The following is a 5,559-nucleotide window of genomic DNA, read 5'->3' as shown; positions in this document are numbered from 1 at the left end:
CGAACAGGATTGCACTTAAAAACTTTTTGTTCATAATAGAAAAACTTTAAATTTATAAATTTAAAAAACTAAAATTGGTTATACATACCATTTATTATAAAAGGACTTAATTATCTTCCTCTTGTTTCAGCGGATTCCTCTCGTGTGCCACATACTGCCGGGGCGTCATGCCCGTCACTTTTCCGAACGCCACATAGAAAGGGCTTTTCGAACCGAAGCCGCTGCGTACGGGAATTTCCTCTATGGGGCATCGTCCGCTGCGGAGCAGCTCTTTGGCGTATTCCACTCGGTAAGTGTTTACTAGTTCTTTCAGGTTGCAGCCGAAATAGCGATTCACCACATTACTTAAATAAGTCTGGTTTGTCTCCAGCATCGCACTCAGTGTTTTCAGCGAAAGAGAGGAATCGAGGAATACTTGACGCACTTCCATCAGGTATAATATACCTTTATATATAAGAGCGTCTATCCGGCGGACGTCCGTCCGCAACGCAAACTCCTTCTCCCATCGGCGAGAGGCGGCACGATAGAGCAAAGTCTTTTGGCGCACCGAAGTGTAGCGGGTCTTTTTACGTCGCAGAAACAGGTATTCCATTCAATTCTTTTTTCGTTTTTTATTTGCTTATTTTGTCGATCTCTTAGTAAGAGATCGACAAAATAGATGTAATATGCATAAAATCAAATAATTAAATCAATGAGAAGTGGGCTGTTGAGAGAAAGATTAAATAAGAAAAAAGGCTTTTTTTTGCTTTAGATCGTATTTTTTTAATGAAAAGTGTATTAGTTATCAAAACTTTCCTTATTTTTGCACGAGAATTATATATCTCTTACTAAGAGATCGATAAAAATCTATCTTGTATTTTGTAGTCTAAACAGGTAAAAATCAATTATTTATCTCTTCGTTTTATTATATACTTGGGCGCAGAATGTAACTCATGTGTCAGAAATGAGTACCGCTTTGTACTTTATTATATGGCGTATGATTTTTTCTATCGGCATCCAGAATTCATGGAGAAGTTGGAATAATGCTGGACGGAATGAAGATGAATGTGTCAAAACCAAAATGACAGCTTTGAAAAGTTGCAGATAGTAATTATAACGCGTAAAAGGGTCGTATCAAACTCTGTATTGAGTAATGATACGATCCTTTCTTTAGTCTTTTAGGATGCTCAAATTTCAGATTATAAGTTCATGTTTTCAAAAACAAAGTTTTGACACCGCGGAGTGAATTTCAGTTTCGGGAAACAGAACATTGAACGGTGGTGATGGAATGAGCATATATTACTTTTCGGGAAACGCTTTACCTCTCTTTGATAATACTTACACAGCCGGCACCGATAATCAGGAACACTCCAGCCAATACCAGCATGTTTACTTCCGGAGCGACACTACCCGGACTGGTAAATATCTTCAGTACGATACCTCCTAAAGAAGCTGCGACAATCTGTGGAACACAAATAGTTCCATTGAATAATCCCAGATAGGTTCCCATATGTCCTCCTGTTAATGCATTGGTCAGAATGGTAAAGGGAAGGGCCAGCATGGCTGCCCATGCGCAACCTATCAGGATGAAGGATGCAAATAAAGCATATTGATTATGGATAAAGAAAATGGAGATGAATCCAATGCCTCCCAATACCAGACTGAGTACGTAGGCAAATTTGCGGTTCTGAATCATCGGGATGATCGTTGCCCAAATAACGGAACCGATGGCTTGGACAGCAAATAAGATCCCGACCCAATCTCCCGCTGTCTGGTATTGTGCGGATTGTGTATCCAGTACCACTCTGGAAACACCGTTTGTCATGGTTGTTATGACCGGTGTGTCGAACACATTCAAAGCAACAGTTCCATTGGTGTAAGTCCACATGAACATGAAGGCGGCCCAGCAGAAAAATTGTACCAGTCCTACTGTCCAAAAGGCTTTGGGAGCCTTGACCAGCAATTTGAACATATTTGTCTTTTCTTTTTTGCTTTCATGGGTGATGCCATGATATGCTGCATATTCTTCGGGAGGAAATTCCTTTACTTTGACCGAAGTATAGATCACACATAGAATCAGTATCAATGCGCCGATATAGAAAGAATAGATGACAGAGTCGGGAATAACACCTTTGGGAGCAATATTACTGATGCCGATGGCGGCAAAAATAAACGGGAAAAGATATCCTGCCAGACTGCCGGCATTACAGAGAAAACTCTGAATGGAGTAAGCCAATCCTTTTTGTTTCTCATTCACCATATCGCCCACCATCATCTTGAAAGGCTGCATGGCCATATTGATAGAGGTATCAAGGAACATCAGTGATATCAGACCGAATACCATAGCTGCACTGACTGTCATTCCGAAACTACCTGCATTAGGGAGCAGGCACATGACGCAAACAGCAACCAGAGCTCCTGCAAACAGATAGGGGATACGCCGTCCGAAACGCGTCCAAGTGCGGTCACTCAGTGCGCCTATGATGGGTTGGACGATGATTCCTGCCAGCGGAGGTAATATCCAAAAATAGCTTAAACTGTGTGGGTCTGCTCCCAAAGTGGAAAAGATACGGCTGATATTTGCGCTTTGCAAAGCGTAGGCTATCTGCACGCCAAAGAATCCGAAACTAATATTCCATAGTTTCCAGAAACCTAAATCGGGAATTTTTTTCATGGTATGTGTGTTATTGATTATCGTTGGGGTAGAGATTCACCACAGACGGCCCCAGGCTGTCTGTGGCGGATGTTTAGAATCTGCCGGCAGTGTCAATCATCTCTACCAGCTTTTCATTGAACTTCTTGTTCTTTATCAGTTCTTCCAAAGTGAGATGCATGCGATATCTCCAGTAATGTCTTGGATTGGCAGGTATGTTGATACGTTCCGCGTTCACATCGGGATAGCGGATTTCTTCGTCTATTGACAGCCAGTCCTGAAAGGAAAGGATACACAGCAATGAAGGACATTCCAGATGGTGGCATACTATTTCCTCGCAAACCCATCCCGGGGCTGAAACCGGAACTTCTCCCCAGTGTCCCATTACATGGTTGTAGTAGCGGCAGGTCTGTTCATAATCTTCTTCCCACCATCCCCGCAGAGTAGACATATCATGAGTGGAAATAGTACAAACTGAGCGGTACGGATATTCCCACACGTGACCGAACTCATGTTTGGGATTCTTGGGCATACGTTGGATTTCCAGACTGAGTATTTGCAACTGATCCATTACCCAAGGCACACAGTCGGGTACCATTCCTAAATCCTCTCCGCACACCAGCATGGAAGTGGCTTGTGTCAGGATAGGCAGCTTTTTCATCGCTTCCTGATACCAGAACTGGTTATGGCGTTGGTAATAATAATGATTATACAGACGGTTGAAAGCGTCTTTCTCCTTCCAGTTGAGGCGCCCGAAGATGAAATCATTCTGAACGGCAATTCTTGGATGATACATGGATGGGTGTTTGCGGTCGGGAACAAATAATACATTGCTTATCAAGGCATATACTCCCTCGCGTATATGGATACTTTCTTCATCTTTCTTATCGGAGAAGTAAGTCTCCACTTTGCGTTGGGTATCATATTCCGGACGCATTTCATAAATGTCATCGTGAACATGCTGTACGAATGTTTCTTTTACAAAAGCAGCTTTGTCACCAAACATCTTGTTTAGCATCTCTTCGTTGATGAACGGTTTGGTCATGAAGTCCTTTTGGAACGGCAGCCCGTAACTTTGAATTTCGTCCACACTCATAGGCAATGCCGGTACAAACTGTCCCAGCAAACCATGTACCGAATGAGATGGAATTTCCCAGATACGGAAGAAACCAAGAATATGGTCTATGCGGTAAGCTGTGAAATACTCTGCCATTTTGCGGAAACGCTTCTGCCACCATTGGTAGTTGTCTTGTTCCATTACCTCCCAATTATAGGTGGGAAAGCCCCAGTTTTGTCCGTTCACGGAGAATGCGTCGGGTGGTGCGCCTGCCTGACCGTTCATGTTGAAATAATACGGCTCAATCCATGCCTCCACGCTGTTGCGGCTGATGCCGATAGGGATATCACCTTTAAAGATAATACCTTTTTCGCGGGCATAGTTTCCTGCATCAAGTAATTGGATATGTAAATGGTACTGTGTGTAGTAGTAAAAGGCGATTTCTTCATAACAAGAGCTGTCCGGTGCGCATAAGGCTGCTATTTCTTCTGCCTTGTACTCTGTATGCTCAGGCCATTGGCTGAAATCCGGAGTGCCATACAGATCTCTTAGATAGCTGAATGCAGCGTATGGCAGCAGCCAATGTTCATTCTCTTCAAAGAATCTTTTGAATTCATCCGAAGCCAGCACTTTTCTTCCGGTTTGTTGGAACATCACTTTCAAGTAGGCACGTTTGGCATTGTTCACTGCTTCATAATCTATTTGAGGAAGAGCGTTCAATTCTTGTCGGCGGGCTTCAAAAACAGCCAGCGCTTCCTTATCCTTCATCTTACCCAGCTGGTTCAAGTCAATATACATCGGGTGGAATGCATAAATGGAAATGCTGTTGTAGGGATAAGAATCCATCCAGGTATGGGTAATGGTCGTATCGTTGATAGGGAGGATTTGTACAGCTTGCTGGTGGGTCTTTGCCGCCCAGTCTATCAGTTTCTTCAAATCTCCGAAATCTCCTACTCCAAAACTTTTCTCACTACGGAGAGAAAATACAGGGATAGCCGTTCCCGCCACTTTACGGGCCGATGAAGTGAAATGAACTTCTGTTTCCGGTGTCAGGTAGATTTCTCCTTTTTTTAATTCCGGATTATTAAGCATCCGGTTGTCGTGGTTCTCCCATTCCTCTACCTGCTTGCTGTCGGCGTTGCAGGTTACGAACTTATAACTTAGCGGAAATTCCAAAGTAGAAACATTCAGTGTGATGGTCCACTCGTTAGGCTGTATTTCTTCCATCAGGACAGTCTTTTGAATATCCCAATTGCCTAAAGCCGGGCAATCCCCGCTGATAGCCAGCACTTGATGCTTATGATGCAGGCAAGGGCATAAGGCCCGGAAAGTAATGCTTCCATCGGCGCTTGCTGTGACTTTTATAGCTGCTTCAGACTGATAATCACCACTGAAGGCGGAACTGTATAAGTAAGATTCAGCCGGAAGGTCTTTCCAGAAATCATTTAATATGTAGTGGCAGTTTTTCTTTTTCCCGGGACAAAACAAATGAGCCATGGTTCCGCTTTCACGGCGGATGCACTGTCCGTCACGATATACTCCATAGCGGTAGGAAACAGGTACGCATGCAGGGAGATCCGGCATTTCAGCTTCACCTTCCCAATGTTCCCCGTTTGGAGTGCGAAGGATGATAGGTTCACTATTGTTTCCGTCCAGTATCACCCCCAGTTCTTCTCCCCAGGCTGTACGGTATTCAATTCGAAATGTGAGTTTCATGTTATTATTTGAGTTAAATGGTTTAATGTCCCAAAATTAAGACTTTCTGTCAGAATATCGTCTTTCATCCAATTAATTTATCCTCAAATCCGCAACTAAGCCCTTGAACGTCCTTATTGCGTTTACACGTCCTCTCATTACTGAATTTGCAGAT

At 43.3% G+C, this 5,559-nt stretch carries 3 protein-coding genes; all 3 read right to left on the bottom strand.

Features of this window, described 5'->3' with window-relative positions; translation table 11 throughout:
• Nucleotides 1–106: 106 nt before the first annotated feature.
• Nucleotides 107–592 (bottom strand): helix-turn-helix domain-containing protein, encoded by a 486-nt coding sequence (locus AB5935_RS23305; RefSeq protein ID WP_008655562.1) that lies wholly within the window; start codon nucleotides 590–592, stop codon nucleotides 107–109.
• Between the two features lie 705 nt (nucleotides 593–1,297).
• Complete coding sequence (locus AB5935_RS23300) at nucleotides 1,298–2,653, bottom strand: MFS transporter (protein ID WP_038608586.1); 1,356 nt, start codon at nucleotides 2,651–2,653, stop codon at nucleotides 1,298–1,300.
• Between the two features lie 73 nt (nucleotides 2,654–2,726).
• Nucleotides 2,727–5,405 (bottom strand): 4-alpha-glucanotransferase, encoded by a 2,679-nt coding sequence (locus tag AB5935_RS23295; RefSeq protein WP_368327616.1) that lies wholly within the window; start codon nucleotides 5,403–5,405, stop codon nucleotides 2,727–2,729.
• Nucleotides 5,406–5,559: the final 154 nt, after the last annotated feature.

Origin of the sequence: Phocaeicola sp. RTP21198st1_B8_RTP21198_201120 (assembly GCF_040929485.1) — a bacterium.
GTDB lineage: Bacteria > Bacteroidota > Bacteroidia > Bacteroidales > Bacteroidaceae > Phocaeicola > Phocaeicola dorei.
This window is presented reverse-complemented; position numbering and strand designations above follow the sequence as displayed.

What these genes read in the sequence shown, in the direction of transcription:
- AB5935_RS23305 (WP_008655562.1), bottom strand. Translation starts at nt 592, where the DNA reads ATGGAATACCTGTTTCTGCGACGTAAAAAGACCCGCTACACTTCGGTG.
- AB5935_RS23300 (WP_038608586.1), bottom strand. Translation starts at nt 2,653, where the DNA reads ATGAAAAAAATTCCCGATTTAGGTTTCTGGAAACTATGGAATATTAGT.
- AB5935_RS23295 (WP_368327616.1), bottom strand. Translation starts at nt 5,405, where the DNA reads ATGAAACTCACATTTCGAATTGAATACCGTACAGCCTGGGGAGAAGAA.